Source organism: Streptomyces sp. NPDC045899, from assembly GCF_056431485.1.
Genome location: NZ_JBWKKP010000026.1, coordinates 85,106 through 110,202 on the forward strand (window position 1 = coordinate 85,106; position 25,097 = coordinate 110,202).

Here is a 25,097-nt window from a genome sequence, read left to right on the forward strand (position 1 = left end):
GGATCACCAGCTCATGGTCGGCCCTCCGAAGGTGTCCGTGTCCGTACACGAGGCCGGGGACTCGAACAGTCACCTCTTCAAGGAAGAGTTCGTGGTCGACGAGCCTGCGCCCCCTGCGGAGGTCGCCCAGCAGTTGGCCACGCGGGTCGAGGCCGCACTGCGCCCCGGAGAGGTCGGAGGGGTAGCCGCCAGTGTGAACAGCCCCGGTGTGGTCCTGACTGGGGAGGCGGACCCTCATGAAGAGCGAGTGTGCCGACTCGGGGTCTCCGCGTTTCTCGATTACCTCACCGTCGATCTGGTGACGTCTTCGGACGCCTGGATGCCGTACGACCTCAAAGGCCGTCCCCAGCCCACCGTGTACGCGGCGAACGCACCGCGGCTGTCCGCCACCCTCCGCGATCTCTCGGAGGCGCTCGACATGGAGACCGATCCGGACGACCCGACCTACTTCGGCAGGCCGACCGAGTTCGGCGTCGAAAACTACTTCGACGACGGCACAGCGTCCGACGTGTGGTCCAGCTTCGAGGTCCTCACTCGGTACGAGACGTTCACACACACGCCCGGATTCGGTCGCATCGGCTACAAGCGCAACGCGGACGGCGAAGTCCAGTACGTTCCCGTGCGAAGTGAGCGCCAGGTACTCGGGTACCTCTGGGCCTCCGACGCCGAGAACGCGGCGAGCTTCGAACCACGGGACGTCGGGGACGACGAGGTGTACAAGGAAGGTCTCGAGTGGCTGGACCGGCTGCGCTCGGCGTACGACCGAGGTCTGTCCCCCTCCCAGGCCCTCGCCGAGCTGGCCGACCTCTCGGAGGACGACGAGCCCGGCACGTGTGACCTGGCATCGTTGCGGGAGCGCACGAGCGAAGACTGACCCCGCGGGGCGACCACACCCTCCACACCCCTGTCCGACCCCGCCCCCTATGGGCTCTCGACTTCGCCGTTCTGACGGACATCCATCAGGACCTCGTGGATCTTCCAGCGCCCTTCGAGCCACTTGTGCTGATGTTCGAGCGGGGTGGCGCGTTCGCCCTCGATGCCGCCGGACACATCGAGATCGACACCGCCGCCATCCCCAAGGCGAGCATGGAGCAGTCCCTGGAGCGGAGTCCGCTCGACCTGGACGACACGAGCCTGAACGTCCTGGACGACCGACCCGGTCTGTACGGCCCGCGCACGATGGCTTACGTTGCACAGAGGCAGTGAGGAGAGGAATCCCCAGACCAGTGGCACGGGATTACGACAGCCAGCTCCTGGAGTCCGTCGCGGTGCGCCGCCGCAGGATGCGGGACGCGCTGCTGTTCGGGGCTCTGCGGGTGCGGCGTACGGCGGATGAGCGGATCGGGAAGATGTTCGCCGGAATCGCGATCGCCGCCGTCCTGTGCGCGGGTTGCGTCGGGTGGTCGTTCCTCCAGCACACCTTGCAGAAGCAGAAGGACGAGCAGGAGAAGCGGCAACGCCAGGAACAGCAGTACCAGCAGCCGCCCCAGACATCACACCCGAAGAATTCAGAGAAATCCGAGAAATCGGAGAAGTCCGAGAAAACCGACAAGAGTTCATGATGACGGACACCCGGTTCCATGCCCTCGACGTCGCGACGATAGGTTCCCTTCAGTGGTGAACACAGCATCGACTTCCCGGGCGCGGCTCAGCCGGGTGACGCTGATCGGCGAGCGCCGCCGGGCGGATATCGTGCTGCCCTCGGACGCTCCGATCGGGCAGTTGCTGCCGGACATCCTCCAGTTGCTGGACGACCGGGCCGCGTCGCGGCCGATGACACGGCAGTTGATCACTGCGGACGGTTCCGCGCTCCCGCATGACGCCACGCTCTCCTCGGCGGAGGTCGCGGACGGGGCCGTCCTGCGGCTGGTGCGGGCGCATACGGCGCCGCCCGCGCCCGTGGTGCACGATGTCACCGATCTCGTCGCGGACGACCTCGACCTCCGGACCTGGCGCTGGCGCCCGGCCGCGCGCCGGATCAGCGCGGGGGTGGGAACCGTGGTGTTCGCGGTGCTCGCCGGACTGCTCGCCCGCCGCGAGATCGCGCTCGACGCGCTCGCGGGGGCCCTCGCCGTCATCGCGCTCGTCCTCGCCGCGGCCGGTGCGGCCGCGGCCACGGTCGGCCGGGGCAACCGCGGGCTCGCCACGGCGTTGTTGCTCACCTCCGGCGGACTCGGCGTCCTCGCCGCGTGGACCGCCGCCGACGCCCAGGACTGGTCGGGGACCACCCGGCTCGCCGCCGTCGCGAGCGCGGTCGTCGTGACACTGGCGCTGCTCGGCCGCTTCTCGCCACTCGGCCGCGGCGGCTTCGTCGGGGCCGGGACCACCGCCGCGCTCGCCGTCGTGTGGCAGGCCGTCGCCGCCGTGCAGGACGACACGGCCCGGCTCGGTGCCGTGATGGCGGTGTTCTCCGTGGTGCTGCTCGGGCTGCTGCCCCGGCTCGCGCTGATGGCCTCCGGCCTCACCGCACTCGACGACCGCCGCTCCGCCGGTGCCTCCGTCAGCCGCCACCAGGTGGGCAACGCGCTCGCGGCCACCCACCGCGGTCTCGCCCTCGCGACGATGGTCACCGCGGCCTCCGCGACGGCCGGTGGCTGGCTGCTGACCCTGGCCGACGAGCCGACCGTGTGGACGGTGGCGCTCTCCTCCGTGGTGGCCCTGGTGCTGCTCTCCCGGGCGCGCGCCTTCCCGCTGGTCGCCGAGGTGGTCACGCTGTTCACCGCCGCCGCGGTCCTCGTCGTCCGTCTGGTGGTCGTGTGGATGGGGCATACCGAGGGTGCCGGACCGCTCGCCGTGCTGGGCGCGGCGGCCGTGCTGCCGCTGCTGGCCCTGGCGGTGCAGCCGCCCGAGCATGTACGGGTCCGGCTGCGGCGGGTGGCCGATCTGACCGAATCCATCGGTGTCGTGGGGCTCTTCCCGCTCGCCGTCGGTGTGTTCGGCGTCTACGGACAGCTGCTCAACAAGTTCTGAGTCGACGCGCAGCCCTCCGGGCGGGGTGGCAGGTGGGAAAGAGGGCCGACATGGCGAACGCGGACAACTGGCAGGGCGATCTGCTGCGCTCCCTGCGGGACAGCAGCGACGGCGGCGACGGCGGCGAAAGCAGCGGCGGCGGCGCTCCCCGGAAAGAGGTCCCCACGGGCAGCCCCGCGGACACCCCCGTCGAGGCCCCGCCCCCGAACCCGGCACCACGGCACGCGCCACCGCCCCACCCGGCCCCGTCTCCCCCGCGCACCCCCGACTCCCGCCCCGTGGCCGACCCCTCCCTCGCCGCCACCACCCACCGGCCGCGCCACGGCGAGCACATCGCCGCGCGCACCGCGCGCACCCTGCGCCGTACCGTCTCCTCCTCGGCCGCGCGCGAGGTCGCCGCGACCACCGCCACCGCCGAGACCCTCCAGCAGCCGGTGACCACCGGCCGCCAGATCGCCGTCACCTCCATCCGGGGCGGCGCCGGGAAGTCGACCGTGACCGCGCTGCTGGGCATGGCCTACGCGCACTACCGGCAGGACCCGGTCCTCCTCGTGGAGGCCGATCCGGCGCTCGGTTCGCTGCCGTCGCGGCTCGGCGCCGAGTCGGTGCGCTGGACCACCGGCGACCTGGCCGGGATCGTCGAACCGCAGATGTCCCTCCTCGACGTCACCGGATACCTCGTCCAACTCCCCGGCAACGCCTGGCTGCTCCCCGGCAGCCAGGGCCAGATCGGCGCGATGCTGGACACCACGGCGTACGAGCGGGTCATGGTCTCGCTGCGCCGCTACTTCGGTGTGACCGTCGTCGACTGCGAGACGCTGCCCGCCGAGGTCGCCCGTGTCGCCCTGTCCGCCTCCCAGGCCCGGGTACTGACCGCGCCCGCCACCCTGGAGGGCGTCACCAGCACTCGCGCGGTGCTCGAATGGATGCAGGGGCTGCCCCGCCACATGATCGCCGGGACCGTCGTCGCGCTCACCGAACTCGTCCCGCACTCCGGTATCGACCTCGACAAGGCGGCCGGACGGCTCGCCGACACCGGGGCCGGCGTCCGGGTGCTGCCCTACGACCGGCATCTGGCGGCCGGCGGCCCGATCCGCACCGACCGTCTCGCCCACGCGACCAGGGAAGCCGCCGCCCTCCTCGCCGCGGACGCCTTCCGGCTCTCCCAGCAGCGCCGCTGACCCGAGGACGGACGCCGATGAGTACCCGACTGATCCACCGCCCGGCCCGGACCACCCGCCCGCCGGCCCCGTCCGAGGCCCGCACCATCGAGGCCCCGCCCAACCTCCCCGAGGGGAAGTCGGGCAACGTCGCGATGTCGCTGCTGCCCGTGGCCGGTGTGCTGTCGTCCGTGGTGATGATGACGGTCGTCCGCAACAGCCAGTTCGCCGGACTCGGCGCGATCATCGTCGTGGTCACGATCATCGGCTCCCTCGCGCTCCTCTTCTCGCAGCGCGGCAAGGCCCAGCGCACCCGCCGCACCCAGCGCGAGGCGTATCTGACCTATCTGGAGGACCTCCGCGAGGAACTGGCCGGTGAGGAGCGCGAACGCAGGGAACGCGCCGATGTGCTCAACCCGCCGCCGGACGCGCTGTACGACATCGTGCGCGACCCGGCCCGGCTGTGGGAGCGCCGCCGTCTCGACGGTGACTTCCTGCGCGTGCGCGTGGGCACCGGTGAGATGCCGATGCGCGACCTCACCGTCGCCCAGCAGGGCTCGTCCGTCCTCACCCCGCCCGACCGCTTCATGCTCAACGAGGCGTCGGCGCTCATGGCCCGCTTCCGCACCGGTACCGAACTCCCGCTCACCGTGCCGCTGGACCGGGTCGGCAACATCAGCGTCATCGGTCCACGCGAGGACTGCCTGCGCCTCGTGCGCGCGCTGCTCGTACAGACCGCCGCCACCCACGCGCCGGACGACGCGGCGATGGCGCTCGCCGTGCCCGGTGAGCGGATGGCCGACTGGGAGTGGGCGAAGTGGCTGCCGCATCTGCTCGACACCGAGCAGTTCGACGGTCCCGTCGCCGCCCGCCGTATCGCCCCCTCACCGCCGCAGCTCGCCCGGCAGATTGGACCCGAGCTGCGCCGCCGCGCCGGTTACGCGGCCGAGGTCCGGCGGGGGCTGTCCGGTGCGGACGCGCTGGCCATGACCTCGCGCCTGGTGGTGGTGGCCGACGGGCACGGCGCGGACGCCGTGGACCTGCCGCGCCCCGACGACGCCGTGGCCCTGCGGGAGATGGGCGTCACCGTGCTCCATCTGCTGGAGCGTCGGGTCCAGGAGCCGGGGCAGGTCAGCGTGCGGATCACGGTCGACGGCGACCAGGTCGTCATCGAGGATCTGCGCGAGCCGGAGCCGATCAGCGCCCACGGCACGGTGGACGAGGTGGGCGTCCCGTTCGCCGAGGGGCTCGCCCGCATGATCGCGCCGCTGCGGCTGTCCGCGGAATCGCTCGTCGACGCCCCGCTGTCCGGCCCCGTCGACTTCGCCGGACTGCTCGGGATCGACGACGTGGCCCGGCTGGACGTGGACCGGCTGTGGGCGGCGCGCGGTGAACGCGCCTTCCTGCGTGTGCCGATCGGCATCAGCGACTCCCGGGAACCGGTCCTGCTCGACCTCAAGGAGTCGTCCGAACTGGGCATGGGTCCGCACGGACTGTGCGTGGGCGCGACCGGCTCCGGGAAGTCGGAACTGCTGCGCACCCTCGTGCTCGCCCTGGTCGCCACCCATACCCCCGAGGACCTCGCGCTGGTCCTCGTCGACTACAAGGGCGGCGCGACCTTCGCCCCGTTCGCCGGGCTGCCGCATGTCGCGGGCGTCATCACCAACCTGGAGAACCAGGCCGGGCTGGTCGAGCGCGTCCACGCCTCGCTCGCGGGCGAGGTCAAGCGACGCCAGCAGGTCCTCAAGGACGCGGGCAATGTGGCCGACATCGGTGACTACGCGGCGCTGCGCGCCACCAAGCGTCCCGAGCTCGATCCGCTGCCGCACCTCTTCGTGGTCATCGACGAGTTCGGCGAACTGCTCACCGCCAAGCCGGACTTCATCGATCTGTTCCTGTCCATCGGCCGGATCGGCCGCTCCATCGGGGTCCATCTGCTGCTGTCCAGCCAGCGCATCGAGAGCGGGAAGCTCAAGGGCCTGGACACCTATCTCTCCTACCGTCTCGGCCTGCGCACCTTCTCCGCCGACGAGTCCCGTACGGTCCTGGACACCACCGACGCCTTCCACCTCCCGCCGCTGCCCGGCTTCGGCTTCCTCAAGGTGGACACCAGCCACTACGAGCGCTTCAAGGCGAGTTACGTCTCCGGGGGCTACCGCGGTCCGGTGCGGCGCGACGAGGAGGAGGAGACCGGACCGCTCGCGCTGGAGTACCCGGCGTACAACACCCTCGCCGGACCGGAGGATCCGGGTGGGCGGGAGCCGGCGACACGGCGCCGGGAGACCGGGCCGACCGAGCTGGGTGTGATGGTGGCCCAACTCGCCGACGCCGCGGCCCCGGTGCGCCGCATCTGGCTTCCCCCGCTGCCCGGCGCCATCGCACTGGACACGGTCGCGGGGCCGCTGGAAGTCGGTGCGCGCGGTACCCGGCTCGCGGGGCGCGGCGGCCCGCTGCGGATCCCGCTGGGACTGCTCGACGACCCCACCAAGCAGTGGCAGGGCCGGTGGTACCTGGACCTCACGGTGGCCGGCGGCCACGCCGCCGTCATCGGCGGCCCGCAGTCCGGCAAGACGACGCTGCTGCGCACGCTCGCCCTCTCGCTCGCGCTGACCCACACCCCGCAGGAGGTCGGCGTCTACGCGCTCGACCTGGTGGGCGGAGGACTCCAGGCGCTCTCCGGACTGCCGCACGTCGGCGGGGTCGCCGGACGTGCGGACCGCGAACGCGCCGGTCGCACCGTCGAAGAGGTGCGGACCATGCTGGAGATCCGCGAGGAGCTCTTCCGCCGGCACGGCATCGACTCCGTCGAGCAGTTGCGCGCCCTGCACACCGCCGGTCAGCTGCCCGAACTGGCCTCCGCCGAGATCGTGTTGATGATCGACGGCTTCGGGGCGCTGCGTGACGACTTCGAGGAGCTGGACGACGCGGTCGTCGACATCCTCAAGCGGGGCGGCGGTTACGGGATCCACGTCGTGGCGGCCATGCTGCGCTGGAACGACGTCCGGATCGCCACCCAGTCCACCTTCGGCACCCGTGTCGAGCTGCGGCTGAACGATCCGAGCGAGTCCAGCATCGACCGGAAGCTGGCGCAGACGCTGGCGCCCGACGAACCCGGCCGCGTGCTCACCGACGGCAAGCTCTTCGCACAGGTGGCGCTGGCCCGCACCGACGGGCTCGCCGACACCGCGGACCTGGGCGCCGTCCTGGAGCGCACCGCCCGTTCGGTACGCGCCACCTGGAGCGGTGAGGTCGCCCAGCCGGTGCGGGTGCTGCCGCACGTCCTTCAGCCGCGGCTGCTGCCGGGCCTCGCCGCCGAGCCCACGCGCGTGCCGATCGGCCTGGACCAGTCGGCGCTGGCGCCCGTGACCCTCGACCTCTTCGCGCACGACCAGCACCTGCTGGTGCTGGGCGACAGCGAATGCGGCAAGACCAATCTCCTCAGGACCATCGCGCACGGCCTCATCGAGCGCCACGGTGAGGACGACCTGGTGTTCGCGGTGATGGACCCACGGCGCGGACTGCGCGGCGCGATCCCGGAGGAGTTCCGCGGCGGATACGCCTACAACGCCCGGATGTGCGGGGGACTGGCCACCGGGATCGCCACCGAACTGGAGAAGCGGCTCCCCGACGACACCGCGGACACCGGGGACCTGGAGCCCGGCAGCTGGGGCAGCGGCCCGCGGATCGTGGTCCTGGTCGACGACTACGACGTGCTGACCACGGCGGGGCAGGCGCCGCTCGCGCCGTTCCTGCCGTACGTCCCGTCCGCGGTCGACATCGGCCTCCACTTCGTCCTGACCCGCCGGGTCGCGGGCGCCTCGCGCGGGATGTACGAACCGCTGGTGCTGGGCCTGCGTGAATCGGGCGCCTCGGCGCTCGTCATGGCGGGCGACCGGAGCGAGGGGCAGCTGTTCCCGGGGGTGTACGCCGCGCAGCGGCCCGCGGGGCGGGGCGTGCTGATCCAGCGAGGGCGGCCGGACCGGCTGATCCAGACGGTGCACACCGACGGCTGACACCGCACCCGCGGTGCCGGGGGCGCGCCACGCGCCCCCGGCGTCACGGATGTTCACAACCGAGGAAGGACCGGACAGAACCCCATGACCAAGGACGTCATCACCCTGACGCAGCAGATGCCCGCTCCGTTGAGCGTGCTGGCAGGGCTGCTCTCCGGAGGCCCCGACAAGCTGGTCGGGACGACGGGCGAGGACGCCGTCGTCCAGCTCTGCGACCCGCAGGGGCGTCCCCTGGTCTCCGTGGAGTCACCGGTGCTCGTCCAGGTGGCGGGAGAGGCCGAGCGACTGCTCGGGGCCACCGCGCCCCCGGTGCCGTTCTGGTGGACCGAGGCCCGCGCCACCACCGGGGTCGAGGAGGCCGAACGGCTCGCGGGCACCTTCGCCGCCCGGCTCGCGTCCCTGTCCGGCGGTTCGGTCTGGCCGCCGGAGGCCGCCCGTTCGCTGGCCGTGGTGTCATCGGACGGGGTGGGCGTGGCGCCGGCGCCCGCCGCGGCGCAGCCTGCGGTCGACGTGCTCACCGACAAGGTCGCCGTCGTCATCCAGGACCGGCCGGTGATCGCGATGACGGCCTGGCTCTCGGACGCGCTGCGCGCCACCGCCCGCGCCGAGCTCGGCCTCCAGATCGTCACACCGCCCGGGGCCCGGCTCTCCCCCGCGGTCCGCACCAGCCTCGGCGGGTGGCCCTCGCGCTGGGTCGTCCAGGACGAGCAGGAGGGCTACTACGACGGGCTCTCCGGTGCCGTACTGCGCTGGCAGAACGGCCTGTTCGCGCCGGTCGCCCCGGAGGACGCCACCCCCGAGGACCCGGACACCCCGGTGGCCGACGCCTACCGGGCGTTCGCCGACACCGGCGAGCGCCAGCTGGCCGTCACCTTCCGCACCGTCCACCCCGCCGACGACCGTCTGGTCCTGGGCGGTGCCCTGGAGTCGGTCTGGCGCGAGCTGACCGGGGAACCCCCGGCGGGCTGGGGCACCGCGGAACCGGCCAACCTTCCGTGGTCCGTGCGCCAGTTGACGGACCTGGCCCACGACCGGGCGCCCGAACCCACCTGGCTCGTGGTCGTCGGCAGCCCCGACCGGCCCGCTCTGGCCACGGTCCGCGTCAGCCGCACCACGGGGGGCGTGGAGGAGGACGTCACGCTCGCCTTCGGCTACGGGCCCGATGAGGAGCCCCCGCTGGAGGCGCTGCCCCGGGTCGCGGAGATCCTGGCCACCCGTCACCACCTCCAGTCGATGCTGCTCCAGCTCCGCAAGGCGCGCCGGGACCTGATGGTCCCGCCGCGCTTCGAAGGCCCCGGCGTCCCACTGGCGTTCGTGCTCGGGCCGGAGGAGGTCCGCGAGCTGCCGGGCGACCGCGCCCGCCGCACCCCCCTCGCCGAACCGCCGCTCCCTCTCGGCCCGGCGGCCCGCCCCGCCCTCTACTACCCGCTCCCGGGCGATCCGGGCGACCTGTCGGGCTGGCAGGACTTCGAACTCCTCATGCGCCATCTGAAAGGCGCGTAGGGACAACGGGTGCGGGGGCCGTCATATGGCCCCCCGCACCGCGGGCGGACCAGGGAAAACATCGGACATCACACCACCGTTCCCCCGTACCGGTTGTGCGGTGCCTCACATTCCACAGGTAACTGTTGCAGCGGCCCGACGAATACGGGCATTGTCATGTTGGTTAGTGAAACTAACGAAAGTTAAAGAAAAAGCAAAACGGCACAGGATAAACAATCCGGGGGAACGATGGTTTATCAGAGAAGCGCCGGAGCCAAAGAGAGGACGCCTTGGTCGTCCGATGGGGGAACCGTTGCTTCCGCTCTACCCGCGCGTCGCGCGCTCAACCCGCGGGAGACCTGGAGCGAAATGTCCAGACTTATTCGACAGGCCGGCACACGGGTGTCGGGTGTGATTCCGTACCAGGGCTTCAGCCCCACCCGCATCATCGACGTCTTAGCCGAGATGAAGGCGGCACAGGACCGGGGGGCGGTCGTCCGTATCGCACTGCTTCCCGCTTCGCTCTTCACCACCGGAATCATCGACTGTCTGCGCAACAGCGATCTGAGCTTAGATATCCGAGTACTTTCTGAGCGGATCGACCAATTCATATCCATCGACGGGGAGCATGCTCTGTTCCATGAAGTGCACGACGGGACGAGACACCAGGATCTGATCTGTGAGTCGGCCGCGGCGGTAAAGGTGCTGGATTCGGTGTTCGACGTCGCATGGACTTCCGGGAAACCGGTGAATGAATACACCGGGCTCGGCGGGAGCGAAGCACGCGGATATCGCAATGCGGTGCTCCAGTCCTTGTCCGCGGGAATGACCGATGAAACCGCCTCCCGCACGCTGGGAATATCCGTCAGAACCTATCGGCGTCATGTCTCGTCCATCCTCCAGGCCATGGACTGCGACTCACGCTTCCAGGCAGGGGTCAAGGTCGCGCACCTCGGCCTGATCCCCGGTCCCCTTCCCCACTCCGGCCTGGGCAGAACGCCGAACTGACCACCGGCGCCCCGGCCGCTCCCGGGCGCCTCCCCCTCCGCTCGGCAGCCCGCGTCCACACCGCCGATGTCCCTCGGACGTCCCCGCGGTGAGGGCGCGGGCTTTTCTTGTGCGCGGACCGCCCCGATCGGCTACCCCGATCGGCTGCTTCCATCGGCCACCCCGATCGGCTACCCGGGCGGGCAGCCGCTTCGACGCGCCGTTCCAGCCCACCGAAGGTGCCTTCTCACGCCTTTCCCGGCCGCCCAGGATGGAACTCACCCGGACCGGCTGATCGCGATGCTCCGGGAGTATCCGGCGAAAGGCAGAGGTGGTATGACCCCGCGCGGCCCGTGGTGGCGAGAAAGCAACAGCTACGTTTCCGACATGCTCTCGGTGTTCGCATCGGCACCGGACCGCCCCGCCCTCCACTGGCGCGGCGGAGTGATCACCGGTGGCGCCATGGTCGGTTCGGTCACCGAAGCGTTCCGCGCACTCCGGGACAACGGGGTCGGAAAAGCCGGTGTGGTGGCTGTTCTGGTGTCGCCCAACAGCCCCGGGATGCTGATCGCGCGGTATGCGGCACATCTGCTCGGCGGGGCCGTCTGCTATCTGCGTTCCACCAACCCCGGAACCAGTAAGGCGATTCTTCCGCTGGACCACCAGATACAGATCCTGCGCGATACCGGTGCCATCACGGTCTATACGGATGCCGAGAACGCGGGACGCGCTGCGGAACTCGCCGGGAGCGTCGACGGGGTCACCGTCACCCACCCGCGTACGCCGCTGGACGGAGACGGTGAAACCGCCCCGGACGACCCCCTGGATGCCGTGCCGTGGGATCCCGCGTCATTGGCCGTGATCGCATTTACCAGTGGAAGCACCGGACGGCCCAAGGGAATTCGACTGGCCGGCCGGGTATGGAACGGATCGGTACGCGGAATGGTCGCCGCCGACCGTGCCGCCGAATCCGTGAAGCTCTTGGTGACCACGCCCCTGAGCCACACCGTCGGCCCGATGGCCGACGCCGCCCTCGCGCTGGGCGGCGAGGTGCACCTCCATGAGAACTTCGACCCCGGGCAGTTCGTCAGGACGGTCGCCGAGGACGACATCGTCTGGACCTTCCTGGCGACGGCCCAGCTGTTCCAGCTCCTCGACCACCTCGAGGAGCGCGGACTGCGGGACATCAAGGCCGGGAGGCTCGCGCCGCTGAAGCGGCTCATCTACAGCGGCAGCGCCGCGGCACCCGCCAGGATCGCCCAGGCGGTCCGCGTACTCGGCCTCATCATGGTGCAGGCGTACGGCACCGGGGAGACCGGACGCATCACCTCCCTGCGCCGCGAGGAGCACACCGACCCCTGGCTCTCCACCACCGTGGGGCGTCCCTTCCCCGAGGTGGAGGTCGTCGTCGGCGACCAGGAGTCCGGGGCGCCCCTGGCGGTCGGCGAGACGGGCGAGGTCCGGGTGCGCTCACCGCATGTGATGGACGGCTACACCGGCGACCCGGCGGCCACCGCACACGTCCTCCGGGACGGCTGGTACCTCACCGGGGACATCGGCTACTTCGACGAGCGCGGCTATCTGCACCTGCTGGGCAGGGTCGCCGATGTCGTCAAGATCGACGGCGTCAAGGTCCACCCCACGGTCGTCGAGCGGGAGATCCTCTCCCTGCCGGGCGTCCGCCAGGCCGCGGTCTACGGCGTCCCGGACCGGGACGGCGCCGAGCATCTGCGCGCCACGATCTCCTGCGATCCGTCGGCGACGGTCGACACCGGCGCCCTGCGCGCGCACATCACCGACGCGCTGTCCGCACTGCACGCTCCCGAGGAGATCAGCGTCGTCGACGCCCTGCCGCTCAACGACAACGGAAAGCCCGACAAGGTCCGCCTGCGGCTCCGTGACGCCCCGGACGCGTGAAACGCCCGATCCGGCGACGTGGTTCACGAACATTCTGCAACCTCGATTTGGGAGAGACGACCGCAATGAACCTGCATCTGAACTGGTATTCCAGCGAGACCACCGCTGTGGATCTCGGTGAGCGCAGGCGCGAGTTCCTGGAAATCGGACGCCACTCCGGCAACTTCCCCAGCGCCACCGCGCGTCAGGGCGAAGTGGATTCACAGATCAGCGTCTGGTGCAGCAACGACTACCTCGGCATGGGACAGAACCGCCAGGTGGTCGAGGCGATGAAGAACGCCATCGACAACCACGGTGTGGGGTCCGGTGGTTCCCGCAACATCGGTGGCACCAACCACCACCACGTCCAGCTGGAGCAGGAACTGGCCGACCTCCACGGCAAGGAGGCCGGGCTCCTCTTCACCTCGGGCTACACGGCCAACGACGGTTCCCTCACGGTCCTCGCCGGGACGCCGGAGGACACCATCGTGTTCTCCGACGCGAAGAACCACGCGTCCATCATCGACGGTCTGCGGCACAGCGGTGCGCAGAAGCACATCTTCCGGCACAACGATGTCGCGCACCTGGAAGAGCTGCTGGCCGCGGCCCCCGCCGACCGCCCGAAGCTGATCGTGGCGGAGTCGGTCTACTCGATGTCGGGCGATATCGCGCCCCTGGCCGAGATCGCCGAACTCGCGGAGCGGTACGGCGCCACCACCTTCCTCGACGAGGTCCACGCGGTGGGCATGTACGGGCCCCAGGGCGCGGGCATCGCCGCGCGGGAGGGCATAGCGGACAAGTTCACCGTCATCATGGGCACCCTGGCCAAGGGGTACGGCACGGTCGGCGGGTACATCGCGGGTCCGGCCGCGCTGGTCGACGCGGTCCGTACGCTGTCGCGCTCGTTCATCTTCACGACCTCGCTGCCGCCCGCGGTCGCCGCCGGCGCGCTGGAGTCGGTCCGCTACCTGCGGACCTCCGAACTCGAGCGCACCGCGCTCGCGGAGAACGCGCGGCTGCTGCACCGTCTGCTCGACGAGGCGGACATCCCGTTCATCTCCACCGACTCGCACATCGTCTCGGCCTTCGTCGCGGACGACAAGAAGTGCAAGCTGGCTTCCAAGATGCTTTTCGAGCGGCACGGGATCTACGTCCAGGCCATCGACGCGCCCAGCGTGCCCGCCGGGGAGGAGATCCTGCGGATCGCCCCGTCCGCGGTGCACACCGTGGAGGACGTCGAGACGTTCGCCCGCGCCCTCCGTGACGTCTGGGAAGAGCTGGACATCACCTCGGCGAGCGACCGGAACCGGCGCGCGTGATCGGCTCGGTGGCCGCCGTACTCGCCGAGTCGGCGGTACGGCGGCCGTCGCACCCGGCCCTGGTCCAGGGGCCGGCGCGGCTCACCTACGCACAGCTGTGGGACCGGGTCGGCGGATACGCGGCGGCCCTGCGGCGGCGGGGCATCGGCCCCGGCGACCGGGTGGCCCTGCTGCTGCCGAGCACACCCGAGTTCGCGGCCGTGTACTTCGCCGTCCTCGCGCTCGGCGCCGTCGTAGTCCCGGTCAACACCGCGCTGAAGCCCGCGGAGATCGCGTATGTGCTGCGGGACTCGGGGGCGCGTGCCCTGGTGCGGGCCGGGGAGCTGTCCGAGGAGACGGCACGGTGCGCCGAAGCGGCCGGAGTCGGCGTGCTGACCGTGGGCGCCACCGGTCCCGGCGCCCTCCACCCGGACCGGGCGGCCGGAGCGCTCGAGAGCTGTGCGGAGCGCGCACCGGAGGATCTCGCCGTGATCCTCTACACCTCCGGCACCACGGGCCGGCCGAAGGGCGCGATGCTCACCCATCGCAACCTGGTGTCGAACATCGAGGCCACGGCCCTGTCCCCGTTCGCCTTCGGTGAGGACGATGTCCTCCTCGGCGCGCTCCCGCTGTCGCACACCTTCGGCCAGATCTGCGGGATGGCGGTGTGCCTCTACGCCGGGGCGACGCTGGTCCTCATGGAGCGGTTCGAGGCCGAGGAGTGCCTGCGGCTGATGCGCGAGCACGGCTGCACGGTGTTCATGGGGGTCCCGACCATGTACCACGCGATGCTCGAAGCGGTCGCGGCCGGTGCTCGCCCCCCACGGCTCTCCCGTGTCTACAGCGGCGGTTCGGCCCTCCCGGTACCGGTGCTGGAACGGGTCCGGGCGATGTTCGGCTGTGAGGTCTACGAGGGCTACGGACTGACGGAGACCTCCCCCGTCGTGGCATACAACCAGCCCGGTGTCCCGTGCAGGCCCGGCACGGTGGGCCTGCCCATCGAGGGTGTGCGGGTGGCGGTCGCGGACGCCGGGACGGAGGGCCGGATCGACCTGCTGGCGCGGGGCGAGGTCGGGGAGATCGTGGTGCGCGGGCACAACGTGATGGCCGGCTACCTCGACCGTCCGCGGGAGACCGGGGAGGTGCTGGTCGACGGCTGGTTCCGGACCGGCGATCTGGGAGTGCTGGACGCCGACGGATATCTGTCGATCGTCGACCGCAAGAAGGACCTGGTCGTCCGGGGCGGTTTCAACGTCTACCCCCGCGAGGTGGAGGACGTACTGCGCGGCCATCCGGCGGTGGAGCAGGTCGCGGTGGTCGGGGTGCCGGACGAGAAGCTGGGCCAGGAGGTGTGCGCCGTGGTCGTGGTGCGCGCCGGTCACCCGGCCGGTGACGCCCTGGCGAGCGACATCGTGGCCTGGGGCAAGGCGCGGATGGCGGGGTACAAGTACCCACGCCGGGTCGAGTTCGCCGAGACCTTCCCGCTGGGTTCCAGCGGGAAGGTCCTCAAGCGGGAGCTGGCGAGCCGCTACGCCTGAAACGGCCGGGACGAGCCGGGGCGCCCCCGGCCGTCCCGGCCCCGCCCCCGACGATGCGCGCCCCGGCCCGGCTCAGCGCGAGGCGCCGCAGATCGTTTCGAGCCAGTCGCGGATCGTGTCCCGCTGTTCCGGGGTGAAGGCGGCCTCCAGCTCCGCCTCACGGCGGTCGACGGCGCCACGGGCCTCCGCCAGCAGCGCGCGCCCGGCCTCCGTCACGAAGATCTGGTGACTGCGCCGGTCCGCCGGGTTCGGGCAGCGTTCGATCAGTCCCTCCTGCTCCAGACCGGCGAGCATCTCATTGGCGGCCTGCCGTGAACTCGCCACCTCCCGGGCCACGTCGGCGACGGTCTTCCCGGGCTGCGCCTGGGCCATCATCAGCGTGGCGTACTGCGAGGTCGACAGCCCGAACTCCTTGAGCTCCGCCCCGATGGTCGACCGCATGTTCAGCCACGCCTTACGGACCATGAAGGTCAGTGACCCGACCGCCTCCCGGTGCGAATCCACCGCTCCACCTCATCCTTGATTGACAGGTTCTTGACTATTGTGCACACTCAGATCGTCAGGTTCTTGTCGATTATGACGAAGGTCTCCATGACGACGCCTCCCACGTTGCCGAAGCCCCGGCGGCAGTTGATCCTCGCCGTACTCATGTTGTCCTCCCTGCTCATCTGGATCGACAACACCATCCTCACGACCGTCTTCGAGACCCTCACCGACCCGGACGACGGCCTCGGCGCCAGCCCCGCCCAGCTGCAGTGGTCCACCGGTTCTTACACCCTGGTCTTCGCCACCCTCATGTTCGCCGTCGGCGCGCTGGGGGACCGCTTCGGCCACCGGACCATGCTCACCACCGGACTGGTGGTCTTCGCCGGCTCCTCGCTGTGGGCCGCCTACGCGGGTGACGCCGGCCAACTCATCGCCGCCCGTGCCGTGATGGGCGTGGGCAGCGCGCTGATCCTGCCCTCCAGCATGGCCGTCCTCATGTGGACCTTCACCGGCCCCGCGCGGGCGACCGCCGTCGCCATCTCCTCCGCGTCCTCCGGTATCGGGATCGCCGCGGGCCCGCTGCTCTCAGGGGTGCTCCTCGACCACTTCTGGTGGGGTTCGGTCTTCCTCATCAACATCCCCATCGTGGTCCTCGCGCTGATCGGGACGTTCGTACTGATCCCCAACTTCCGCAGCCCCACCCCGCGTCCGCTGGACGTGCCCGGACTGCTGCTGTCGATCAGCGGACTGGCCGCCCTGGCCTACGGGCTGATCCGCGCCGGACAGGTGGCCTCGTGGACCCCCGCCGAGGTGTGGGCTCCGGTCATCGCCGGGCTGGTCCTGCTGTCCGCCTTCGTCCGCGTCGAACTGCGGCGCCGGCAGCCCAGCTTCGATCCCCGGCTGCTCGCCCAGCGCATGTTCGGCGGGGGCAACGCGGCACTCGGGCTGCTGCTCTTCGCCATGACCGCCGCCAGCTTCTACGGTGCCTTCTACCTCCAGGGCGCCCGCGGCTTCTCCCCGCTGGAGGCCGGACTCGCCTTCTCCCCCGCGGCGTTCGGCTCGATCGTGGGAGCGCCGCTGGGCGTGCGGCTGGCCCGTCGCTGGTCGCTGCGCGCCGTCAGCTCGACGGCGCTCACCACGGCGGCCCTGGCCATGGGCTCCCTGATGTTCTTCGGACTGCACACCCCGCTCGTCTTCAACGAGATCATGTACCTGGTGCAGGGCGTCTCGATCGGCATGGTGATCGGCCCGGTGACCGGGGCGCTGATGAACACCCTGCCGCTGGAGCGGGCCGGTGCCGGCTCGGCCGTGACCAACACCGTCCGGCAGACCGGCAGTCTGCTCGGCATCGCGGTGGGCGGCACCATCATGTCGATCGCCTACCAGCGCGCGGTGGACGGCTCACTGGGCGGCTACTCCGCAGGGGTGCGGGACCGGGCGCGGATCTCCGCGGAACAGGCCCGGCACGTCGCCTCCGAGATCCACCGCCCCGCCCTGGCGCGCGCCGCCGACGACGCCTTCATCAGCGCCATGCACCTCAGCGCCTTCTGCACCATGGCGATCGCACTCACCGGAGCGGTCCTGCTGGTGGTCGCCCTGCGCCCGGCGCGCACCCCCGCGGAGCCGGAGGAGCTCGCGCAGGACCCCGTGATGTCGGACCGGTGAACCCGCCGGTCCGATGGTGACCGGCGGTGTCATGGAGGCCCGCGACCGGGTCAGTCCCCCGTCCACCAGGTGGCGGGAACCTTCATGGCACCGCCGGGTCCCGCCGGACGCAGGATCTGCCGGGTCTGCCGGCCGACGGCGAGCAGGGTGCCGTCCTGGCTCCACAGACCGCTGGACTCGACCGCCCAGCTGTCACTGGCCTGTTCGGTGTTGACCCGCACCAGCGCCCAGTCGTGGAGGTCGGCCGCCGACAGACCGTCGGTGAAGTGCACCGAGTACTCGGCCGTCGGCACCGCCACCAGCTCGGACGTCGCCGCGTAGATCGCCGGTGGCATCGCGTCCAGCAGGACCAGCGCCGCCTCCGCCGTCGACAGATCGGCGTCCCGCAGCCGGAGCCAGGCGGTCATCTCCGGGTCCGTCCCACCGCCGAAGGGCCTCTCCTTGCCCGCCATCCTGGTCTCGAAGTGCGCGGTGTACGGGAACATCGAGGCCGGGAACCGCGCGTCGGGGCAGTCCTCGGGCGACGGTACGACCGGCGCCGTCGGCGCCTGGAGGGTCGGCTTGTCCCCGGAGGTGCCGAACAGCGATGTCGCCAGCGCCACCGGCCGGTCGTTCTGCAGCACCGTGGAGCGGAGCACCGCGCTGGCCCGTGACCGGCGCACCACCTCCGTCCGCACCACCAGCGGGAGGTCCTTCACCGGTGCCAGGAACGAGCCGTGGAGCGACCGGGGCGCCAGCTCCGCGGGCAGTTGCTCCCCGGCGTGCCGCAGCTGCACCGCGGTCACCAGCCCGCCCAGCGCGCCCGACCAGGTCCACCACGATTTCGCGATCGGCGGCACACTCGTTTCGCTCACAGTGGGAGCGTTCATCTCTCTACCCTTCCGTCGGACCGGTCCGCGGTGATTCGGCCCCCGGACGTATTCCGGCGGGCAGGTGGTCTTCGGTGGTGCGGCCGAGCCTGCGCGCGGCGGAATGTCCCTTGGTGTGCACCGGCTTCAGGGCACCGGCCCGGGCGAGGCCGATACGCGGCATGTTCCCGTAGAGGGTTTCGTAGTGCCCGGCCTTCACCACGTAGGTCTCATGCCAGATGCCCACATCGCCGGAGGAGCCGATGGCCTTGTTGTACCGGCGCCAGGACGGCAGGTGCGGGTCCTCGGTGTTCCGGGCGAACGCCTCGAGCTGCTCGAAGCTGCGCCAGTACTGGACGACCGACGGCCCCATTCCCGCGATCAGCGCGAAGTAGCTGCACAGCGCGCCCTTCTCCGGATGGGCACGCAGCTCCTTGACCATGCCGAACATGGACCGGAAGACCGGCCACCACTTGTGCACCTTCCAGGGCCGGTTCACATGCATACCGATCAGGAAGACGACGAAGTCGCCCTCGATGTCCGCCGTATGGCGACCGCGGTAGACCTCAGACATGGAACGGCTCCTCCTTCTCGGGGTACTGCGGGCGGCGGTTCACAGCGTGAGGAGCCCGGCCTCGATGGCGCGGACCACCGCCAGGGTGCGGTTGGGGCAGTTCAGCTTGGCCAGCAGGATGCCGACCAGCCGCTTGACGCCGTGTTCGGAGATGTTCAGCGAACGGGCCACCTGCCGGTTGCTGAGCCCGCCCGCGATCAGCCGCAGCACCTGGAGTTCCCGTGCCGTCAGGGAGACGGGCGCGGGCCTGGCCGCCGTGTCGGCCTCGGTGTGGTCGGGCGCCGTCACCGATCGCCGCGCCAGCGTCTCCGACACGTGGAAGCGCCCGGCCGCCACGTCCCCGATCGCCTCGCGCAGCGTCTCCGGCCGCAGATCCGCCCAGTCCAGGAAGCCGCCCGCGTGGTCGGCCCAGGACTGCGCGACCGTGACGTCGGAGTCGACGAGGACCAGTACGGCGATCCGGTGGGTGCGCAGGACGGCCGCGGTCTCCTCGGAGAGGGGATCCGCGGCGTCACCGGACGAGATGATCAACTGGCCGTCGGAGAACCGCGCGAGCTCCGCCACGTCCGCGCAGGACCGCGTGGTGAGCGGAGTGGCGAGGGAGCGGCACATCCCCTCGACACCGTAGCGTCGCATATCGTCACGGATCATCAGGATGATCTCGAGGTTGCCGAGTGTGTGCGTCGGCATCGTGCACCTCACCTCCCCGCGGCCCCCGTCAGGCGCTTTCCGGGTGTTGGACGGACTTGGTCTCGCAGAACTCCTCCAGTCCGAAGCGGCCGAGTTCCCGGCCGTTCCCCGACTGGCGGTAGCCCCCGAAGGGGGCCAGGTGGTTGAAGGCGGCCCCGTTGATGTCCACCTGTCCGGTCCGCAGCCGTGCCGCGACCGCCACCGCGTGTTCCGGATCGCCGGAGAACACCGCGCCTCCCAGGCCGTACCGCGTGGAGTTCGCGATGTCCACGGCCTCGTCCTCGGACGCGTACGGAATGACCGACAGCACCGGTCCGAAGATCTCCTCCTGGGCGATCACGGCGTCCGGGCGCACCCCTCCGAAGACGGTGGGCCGGACGTAGTAGCCGCGTTCCAGTCCGGCCGGCGGAGCCGGGCCACCGGCGGCGAGCCGCGCCCCGTCGTCGATCCCGCGCCGGATGTAGGCGCGCACCCGGTCCCGGCCGGCCGCGGAGGCCAGCGGACCGATCCGCGTCCCCGCGGCGGTGGGATCGCCCACGGTGAAGGAGGCCGCCTCCGCGGCGGCCGCCTCGACCGCCCGGTCGTGGAGCGCCGCCGGAACCAGCATGCGGGTCCAGGCCCAGCACATCTGGCCGCTGTTCATGAAGCAGTTGGCCACCCCGGCCCGTACGGCGGCGTCGAGATCGGCGTCCTGGAGCACCAGGTTCGCGGACTTGCCGCCGAGTTCCAGGGAGACCCGCTTCACCGTCGCCGCGGCGAGGGCCGCGACGCGTCTGCCCGCCGCCGTGGAGCCGGTGAAGGACACCATGTCGACGTCCTCGTGCGATACGAGCGCCTCTCCGACGACCGGACCCGTACCGTGCACGACGTTGAGGACACCGTCGGGTACGCCCGCGTCGTCCACCACCTCGGCGAGGATCGTGGCCGTCGAGGGTGCGATCTCGCTCGGCTTCAGCACCACGGTGTTCCCGGCCAGCAGTGCCGGCACCACCTTGGCGACGGACTGGTGTAGCGGGAAGTTCCACGGTGTGATCGCGGCGACCACACCGACCGGTTCGCGCAGCACGGTGGACCGTCCGATCCGCTCGGTCCACGCGAACTCCTCGGCGACGGCGGCCGCCGCCGACGACGTGGCCACGGGCAGGGCGGCCTGGACCTGCCGCGCGAACACCGCCGGCACCCCGGCCTCCGCGGTGATCGTCGCGGCGATCTCCTCACCACGGGCCGACAGCCCCTTCGCGATCGCCCGCACCGCCTCGACCCGGGTCCGCAGCGGAACGCCGGACCAGGGGCCGAAGGCCCGCCGGGCCGCGGCGACCGCCCGGTCCGCGTCCTGCGCGGTGCCCGCGGGCACCGCGGTCAGCCCCTCCTCCGTCGCGGGGTTGATGACGTCCAGCCACTCCGGACCACCGGAGATCCACGCGTCGCCGATCCGGTGGCGCTGTGCGGGCAACGCGTCCACTAGCCGCAGCCCCCCGCGGTGTCCGTGTCGAAGCAGCCCACGAGCGCGATGAGTTCGGCCGGGATGCCGTCCATCGGATCGGCGTCGATGTCCGGGACGACCGGCACCGGACGGCGCAGGCCCGACAGACTCTCCGTGTCCTGCCGCGGATGGGTGTGCGTGGCCCCCGTCATGCCGCCTCGACCTTCCGCCGCCACTGCTCGAACCCCGCGATGAAGTCGTCGAGCCGGTCCAGACCCCAGTAGCGCTGCGGTCCGATCTTGAAGTAGGGCGCGCCGAACACATCGTCCATATAGGCCGCGTCGAGCCCGTCGAGACCTTCCGCGCGCAGCTCGGGGTCCTCCGGTGCGGCGATCAGTGCCTCGCCGTCGAGCCCGGCGGCATCGGCGACCTTGCGCACGGTCTCCCGGTCGCAGATGTTCTCGCCACGGCCCCAGCGGGCCTCCACCAGTGCCCAGTAGAGGGTGTTCTGGTCGCCGGTCCGCTTCGCCGCCATCCAGGCGTGGTGCGGCAGCACCCACCAGGGCTCATGGTCGATCGGCCAGGTCACGCCGTAGCCGAACCGCTCGGAGAGGCGTTTGACGTCCTGGAGGATGTAGAGGTGCTTCGCCTTGCTCATATCCGTGTAGTGGAGCTCGGTCCCCCGGTCCGCCATCGCCTTCCAGGTCAGCTCGTCGGGGTAGAAGTACGGGATCCACTGCATGGAGGTGAGCGCCTCCGGGCAGCGCTCGCTGAGGAGCCGGGTCGCCATCCAGCTGTAGGGGCTGTGGAGGGAGAAGTAGAACTTCGGGAGGTGGCGCGGACTCACAGGACACTCCTTTCGGTGATGGCGGGGTGACGTCCGTCGGCCTGCGCGGTGGGGCCCGCGCGGCGGCGGACGGCTACGCGGCCGGGGACACGGCGGGTACGCGGAGCAGATGGCCGGAGATGAGTTCCGCCACCCGGTCCGGCTGCTCGGCGTGGCAGAAGTGGGTCAGCCCGTCCTCGATCCGGACGTCCGCCGACCCCAGGTCACGGGCGAGCTCCTCGGCGCGCGGGCCGTTGATACCGGCGTCACCGGAGCCCCCCACGACGAGGGTCGGGACACTGTTCGAGGACAGGTCCATCCCCGATGAGGAGATGAAGGTGTCGAACAGGGCGAGAAAGCCCTGGGGACCGACGCGTTCGAGCATCTTCTGGTCCATCAGGCCCACGAGGTCCGGGCCGAGACGGTCCGCCCGGTCCCCGAGGCGCATCCGCAGTCCGTCCTTCATCACCGTCCGGAACTGTTCGAGGGACTGATCGAACATGGCCCAGTCCACCGGAGCGGACCGCACGTGGTAGAACGGCGACAGCAGGACGATGGCGTCGACCTTCCGCACGGTGTCCGAAACCAGCCAGTGCAGTACGGAGTTCGCGCTCATCGAATGGGCCACCAGCACCGACACCTCGTCGGGGACCAGCGCCAGCGCATGGTCCACCCACTGGGCGGCGGTCGCCCTGGCCCGCCACGCGTAGCTGCCGCCCGCGTGCCACGGCAGGTCGATCGCGTAGGTGCGGAACCGGTCGCCGAACCGTGCCGCCAGCGGCTGCCAGCTCCGCCACCCGTCTTCGAGACCGTGCAGCATGGCCATCGCCGGACGCCGGCCGGGCGGCCCGGCCGGAGCGTATGCGCCCAGCGGCACACCGCCCACGGCGGTCCGCCCGACCGTTTCCCAGGCGCTAGTCCCCCCGCGCACGACTCCACCCTCGGACCACGGCCACTCCGGCCATCCCTTCGGAGGTCAGCGACGTCACCAGGGAGACCGCGCCATCGCGGCCGGGATCGTTGCGGTGCTCCGCGAGGAGCGCGGCCAACTGCAGACCACCCGCGGCGGAGTAGGTCTCCCCGACCAGTTCCTTGACCGGGAGGAGATGCGGGGTGTCGGTGCCCAGCGCCGCCGACACGGCCGCCCGCTCGATACCGTCCCGCGTCGGCGAGCCCGCGAGGGACGGGGCCACCGCCCAGATCTCGTCCGGTCGGACACCGGCGGTCTCCAGGGCGCGGGTGATGCACTCCGCGAGACCGGTGGCCGGGTCGTCCTCGCCGCCGGGTTCGCCGTAGAGGCCGCAGTCGACCGCCAGGATCTCCGCGTCGACACCACGTCCCGCCGCCCGCGCGGCCGACGCGTCCTCGATCACGAAGTACGCGCCGCCCTCACCGAGTTCGACCCGCTCGCCCTGATCGCCGCGTGCCTGGTGCGACGCCCAGGCACGGGTGGGCGAGAACTCCTCCACCGCACCGGCCACCGCGGCGTGCACATAGCCGTTGCGGACCTTGTTCCGGGCGTACCGCAGCGCGGTCAGGAAGGCCATCTGGCCGCCGGACACCGTGGCGTTGACACCCTTGAGCTTGTGCCAGATCGCCGTGGCGCTGGCCGCCCCGTTCATCACCGCGTACGGGAACAGCAGCGGGTTCACCAGGTACGGCTTGTCGCTGGTGAACATCTCGTGGATGAAGTCCGACATCGCCTGGGGTCCGCCGCTGCTGAGCCCCAGGACGAGTCCGATACCGCCGTCGGCCTCCTCACCGCGCACCAGGCCGGCGTCCTCGAGGGCCAGCTTGCAGGCGACGACGGACAGCGCCGTCGAACGGTCGAAGAAGCTCGTCCCCTTCTTGCCCAGGTACGCCTTCACATCGAAGTCCGTGATCGCGCAGGCGGTTCCGGACGGGAGCCGCTGCTCGAACATGCCGGTGACATCGGTGCTGCCGCGGGTGCGTGCGCCCCAGCCGGTGGTGAAGTCATCCGCCCCCGAGCCGATGGCGGACAGCACACCCCAGCCGGTAATCGCCATGACGCTCATTCGAATCTCCCGAAGACGGTGATGGCGTTGTTGCCACCGAATGCGAATCCGTTGTTCTGCACGATCCGCACATCGGCGTCCCGTGCGACGTTCGGCACCACGTCGATGCCTTCGAAGCCCGGGTCGAGCCGGTTCAGGCTGATGGTCGGCGGGATGAAGCCGTCCCGGATCGCCAGGCACGAGGCGATCGCGCCGAATCCGCTGGCCGCGCCCATGGAGTGGCCGAGCATCGACTTGATCGAGCTCACCGGCGGGATGTCGGTGCCGAAGACCTCGCGCAGTGCGCCGACCTCCGCCGCGTCATTGGACGGAGTGCCCGTGCCGTGCGCGCAGATGTAGTCGATGTCCCCGCTCTTCACCCCCGCGTTGGTGTGTGCCCTGCGGATGCACTCGGCGATCGAGCCGGCCTGCGGCGAGACCATGTGGTGGGCGTCGCAGTTGAGCCCGTAACCCAGGACCTCCGCGTAGATGTCGGCGCCGCGCGCCAGCGCCGAGTCCAGCGACTCCAGCAGCAGCGCGGAGCTGCCCTCTCCGATGTGGATGCCCTTGCGGTCGGCGTCGAAGGGGGTGCACACGTCCTTGGCGAGCGCGCCCAGCCGGTAGAACCCGGCGACGGCGAAGGCGCACATGGCCTCCGAACCACCGGCGATCATGAAGTCCGAGTCACCGGCCGCGATCGCGTCGAAGGCGTAGCCGATCGCGTAGTTGCTCGCCGAGCAGGCGGTGGCGAGGGTCACCGCTTCGCCGGTGATGCCCACCTCACGGTTGGCCGCCACCGCCAGCCTGTAGGCGGGGATCTTCTTGGTGAGGTCCCCGAACGAGGCCTCCGGGCCCTCGTTCAGCCACTTCTCGTAGGCGTCCTCGTGGAGCCGGGTCTCGGCGCCGGTCGTGCCGAAGATCGACCCGGCCCGGCCGCGCCGGAGCTCCGCGCGGTCGAGGCCGGCGTCCTCGACCGCGAGCCTGGCCACGGCCGCCGCGGCCAGACTCGCCGGACCCCATTCATCGGGGTCGACGTTCTTGACGAAGTCCGACGGCTGGACGTCGCCGAGTTCACTCGCGATGTTGTGCGGGAACCCGGAGGCGTCGAAGCTGCGGATGGGGCCGCTCTTGCTCGCCCCGGCCCGCAGACCGGCGGAGAAGGCGTCCGGGCCGACTCCGATCGTCGACAGCGGCCCGAGGCCGGTGATGACTACGCGACGGGGCAT

At 71.0% G+C, this 25,097-nt stretch carries 22 protein-coding genes; 12 read left to right on the forward strand and 10 right to left on the reverse strand.

All coding sequences use genetic code 11. The annotated features are described in order from the left end of the window. Positions 1-37 precede the first annotated feature (37 nt). From AC07FT_RS30005 to AC07FT_RS30055, 11 genes are all read left to right on the forward strand, one after another. Positions 38-874, forward strand: coding sequence for a hypothetical protein (locus tag AC07FT_RS30005; protein ID WP_479179092.1), 837 nt, complete (start codon positions 38-40; stop codon positions 872-874). 95 nt (positions 875-969) lie between these two features. Continuing rightward, on the forward strand, positions 970-1,206 hold the full coding sequence (locus AC07FT_RS30010; RefSeq protein ID WP_479179093.1) for a hypothetical protein: 237 nt from the start codon (positions 970-972) through the stop codon (positions 1,204-1,206). A 20-nt stretch (positions 1,207-1,226) separates the two neighbouring features. After that, positions 1,227-1,562: a hypothetical protein gene (locus AC07FT_RS30015; RefSeq protein WP_431771885.1), complete on the forward strand. Its 336-nt coding sequence runs from the start codon at positions 1,227-1,229 to the stop codon at positions 1,560-1,562. A gap of 52 nt (positions 1,563-1,614) precedes the next feature. Next, complete coding sequence (gene eccD, locus AC07FT_RS30020; protein WP_479179095.1) at positions 1,615-2,970, forward strand: type VII secretion integral membrane protein EccD; 1,356 nt, start codon at positions 1,615-1,617, stop codon at positions 2,968-2,970. A gap of 50 nt (positions 2,971-3,020) precedes the next feature. Then, positions 3,021-4,151 (forward strand): MinD/ParA family ATP-binding protein, encoded by a 1,131-nt coding sequence (locus AC07FT_RS30025; protein WP_479179096.1) that lies wholly within the window; start codon positions 3,021-3,023, stop codon positions 4,149-4,151. Between the two features lie 17 nt (positions 4,152-4,168). Further along, positions 4,169-8,143: a type VII secretion protein EccCa gene (gene eccCa, locus AC07FT_RS30030; protein WP_479179097.1), complete on the forward strand. Its 3,975-nt coding sequence runs from the start codon at positions 4,169-4,171 to the stop codon at positions 8,141-8,143. An 84-nt stretch (positions 8,144-8,227) separates the two neighbouring features. Next, positions 8,228-9,646, forward strand: coding sequence for a DUF6177 family protein (locus tag AC07FT_RS30035; RefSeq protein WP_479179098.1), 1,419 nt, complete (start codon positions 8,228-8,230; stop codon positions 9,644-9,646). Positions 9,647-10,036: 390 nt separating this feature from the next. After that, on the forward strand, positions 10,037-10,633 hold the full coding sequence (locus AC07FT_RS30040; protein WP_471191337.1) for a helix-turn-helix domain-containing protein: 597 nt from the start codon (positions 10,037-10,039) through the stop codon (positions 10,631-10,633). Positions 10,634-10,999: 366 nt separating this feature from the next. Then, entirely contained in the window at positions 11,000-12,529 is a 1,530-nt protein-coding gene (locus tag AC07FT_RS30045; protein ID WP_479179100.1) for a class I adenylate-forming enzyme family protein, read from the forward strand. 65 nt (positions 12,530-12,594) lie between these two features. Beyond that, positions 12,595-13,827, forward strand: coding sequence for a 5-aminolevulinate synthase (gene hemA / locus AC07FT_RS30050; protein ID WP_479179101.1), 1,233 nt, complete (start codon positions 12,595-12,597; stop codon positions 13,825-13,827). Continuing rightward, entirely contained in the window at positions 13,824-15,344 is a 1,521-nt protein-coding gene (locus tag AC07FT_RS30055; protein ID WP_479179102.1) for a long-chain-fatty-acid--CoA ligase, read from the forward strand. Before hemA ends, AC07FT_RS30055 begins: the two co-directional genes overlap by 4 nt. Positions 15,345-15,416: 72 nt before the next feature. Here the strand turns inward: AC07FT_RS30055 and AC07FT_RS30060 are convergent, their stop codons facing one another. Further along, the gene (locus AC07FT_RS30060; RefSeq protein WP_471191349.1) at positions 15,417-15,848 is read right to left on the reverse strand and encodes a MarR family winged helix-turn-helix transcriptional regulator; all 432 of its coding nucleotides are present in this window, start codon (positions 15,846-15,848) and stop codon (positions 15,417-15,419) included. Positions 15,849-15,992: 144 nt separating this feature from the next. Here AC07FT_RS30060 and AC07FT_RS30065 point away from each other — a divergent pair, with 144 nt between their 5' ends. Continuing rightward, positions 15,993-17,495: an MFS transporter gene (locus AC07FT_RS30065; protein ID WP_479179104.1), complete on the forward strand. Its 1,503-nt coding sequence runs from the start codon at positions 15,993-15,995 to the stop codon at positions 17,493-17,495. A gap of 50 nt (positions 17,496-17,545) precedes the next feature. On the opposite strand, the gene AC07FT_RS30070 is transcribed toward AC07FT_RS30065, so the two are convergent. The 9 genes from AC07FT_RS30070 to AC07FT_RS30110 form a co-directional block, all read right to left on the reverse strand. Beyond that, positions 17,546-18,349, reverse strand: a complete 804-nt coding sequence (locus AC07FT_RS30070; protein ID WP_479179106.1) for an acyl-CoA thioesterase — start codon at positions 18,347-18,349, stop codon at positions 17,546-17,548. Positions 18,350-18,368: 19 nt separating this feature from the next. Continuing rightward, positions 18,369-18,917: a DUF4188 domain-containing protein gene (locus tag AC07FT_RS30075; RefSeq protein ID WP_479179107.1), complete on the reverse strand. Its 549-nt coding sequence runs from the start codon at positions 18,915-18,917 to the stop codon at positions 18,369-18,371. A 39-nt stretch (positions 18,918-18,956) separates the two neighbouring features. Further along, positions 18,957-19,607 (reverse strand): LuxR C-terminal-related transcriptional regulator, encoded by a 651-nt coding sequence (locus AC07FT_RS30080; protein ID WP_479179108.1) that lies wholly within the window; start codon positions 19,605-19,607, stop codon positions 18,957-18,959. A 28-nt stretch (positions 19,608-19,635) separates the two neighbouring features. After that, entirely contained in the window at positions 19,636-21,060 is a 1,425-nt protein-coding gene (locus AC07FT_RS30085) for an aldehyde dehydrogenase family protein (protein ID WP_479179110.1), read from the reverse strand. A gap of 8 nt (positions 21,061-21,068) precedes the next feature. Continuing rightward, entirely contained in the window at positions 21,069-21,242 is a 174-nt protein-coding gene (locus tag AC07FT_RS30090) for a hypothetical protein (protein WP_479179112.1), read from the reverse strand. After that, positions 21,239-21,877 carry a DsbA family protein gene (locus AC07FT_RS30095; protein WP_479179113.1) on the reverse strand — a complete coding sequence of 213 codons (639 nt, stop codon included), beginning with the start codon at positions 21,875-21,877 and terminating at the stop codon, positions 21,239-21,241. The genes AC07FT_RS30090 and AC07FT_RS30095 overlap by 4 nt, the downstream gene beginning before the upstream one ends. 73 nt (positions 21,878-21,950) lie before the next feature. Next, entirely contained in the window at positions 21,951-22,787 is an 837-nt protein-coding gene (locus AC07FT_RS30100; RefSeq protein ID WP_479179115.1) for an alpha/beta fold hydrolase, read from the reverse strand. Further along, complete coding sequence (locus AC07FT_RS30105) at positions 22,771-23,883, reverse strand: beta-ketoacyl synthase N-terminal-like domain-containing protein (protein ID WP_479179117.1); 1,113 nt, start codon at positions 23,881-23,883, stop codon at positions 22,771-22,773. Before AC07FT_RS30105 ends, AC07FT_RS30100 begins: the two co-directional genes overlap by 17 nt. Positions 23,884-23,888: 5 nt before the next feature. Next, the gene (locus AC07FT_RS30110; RefSeq protein WP_479179118.1) at positions 23,889-25,097 is read right to left on the reverse strand and encodes a beta-ketoacyl-[acyl-carrier-protein] synthase family protein; all 1,209 of its coding nucleotides are present in this window, start codon (positions 25,095-25,097) and stop codon (positions 23,889-23,891) included.

Coding starts and splice junctions, on each gene's coding strand:
- AC07FT_RS30105 (WP_479179117.1), bottom strand. CDS start 23,883: ATGGCGATTACCGGCTGGGGTGTGCTGTCCGCCATCGGCTCGGGGGCG.
- AC07FT_RS30035 (WP_479179098.1), top strand. CDS start 8,228: ATGACCAAGGACGTCATCACCCTGACGCAGCAGATGCCCGCTCCGTTG.
- AC07FT_RS30045 (WP_479179100.1), top strand. CDS start 11,000: ATGCTCTCGGTGTTCGCATCGGCACCGGACCGCCCCGCCCTCCACTGG.
- AC07FT_RS30025 (WP_479179096.1), top strand. CDS start 3,021: ATGGCGAACGCGGACAACTGGCAGGGCGATCTGCTGCGCTCCCTGCGG.
- hemA (WP_479179101.1), top strand. CDS start 12,595: ATGAACCTGCATCTGAACTGGTATTCCAGCGAGACCACCGCTGTGGAT.
- AC07FT_RS30065 (WP_479179104.1), top strand. CDS start 15,993: ATGTTGTCCTCCCTGCTCATCTGGATCGACAACACCATCCTCACGACC.
- AC07FT_RS30080 (WP_479179108.1), bottom strand. CDS start 19,607: ATGCCGACGCACACACTCGGCAACCTCGAGATCATCCTGATGATCCGT.
- AC07FT_RS30090 (WP_479179112.1), bottom strand. CDS start 21,242: ATGACGGGGGCCACGCACACCCATCCGCGGCAGGACACGGAGAGTCTG.
- eccCa (WP_479179097.1), top strand. CDS start 4,169: ATGAGTACCCGACTGATCCACCGCCCGGCCCGGACCACCCGCCCGCCG.
- AC07FT_RS30075 (WP_479179107.1), bottom strand. CDS start 18,917: ATGTCTGAGGTCTACCGCGGTCGCCATACGGCGGACATCGAGGGCGAC.
- AC07FT_RS30110 (WP_479179118.1), bottom strand. CDS start 25,097: ATGCCCCGTCGCGTAGTCATCACCGGCCTCGGGCCGCTGTCGACGATC.